General features: G+C 62.1%; 1 protein-coding gene. It reads left to right on the top strand.

The features are described from left to right. The coding region (locus AACS18_RS06615) for a MotA/TolQ/ExbB proton channel family protein (protein ID WP_146184859.1) at positions 1-272 on the top strand (272 nt) is incomplete at both ends.

The raw sequence follows: 272 nt of genomic DNA, 5'->3' as shown, positions 1-272 counted from the left end.
GCTGGTCTCACGGGTCGCCATGGCGGTGGACAAGGGGATGCCGGTCATCAAGGTGCTGATCGCTCTCTGTCCACTGATGGGGCTGCTCGGCACCGTGGTGGGGATGGTGCAGGTGTTTGACACCCTGGCCATCACCGGCACCGGTTCGCCGCGAGCGATGGCATCGGGGATCTCCAAGGCAACGGTACCGACCATGGCGGGCATGATTGCCGCCCTTTCCGGCCTGTTTTTTGTCAACCAGCTCGATCACAAAGCCAAACTGGCGGTGCAAA

Source organism: Aeromonas sp. HMWF015 (genome assembly GCF_963878965.1).
GTDB classification, from domain to species: Bacteria; Pseudomonadota; Gammaproteobacteria; order Enterobacterales; family Aeromonadaceae; genus Aeromonas; species Aeromonas veronii.
This window is presented reverse-complemented; position numbering and strand designations above follow the sequence as displayed.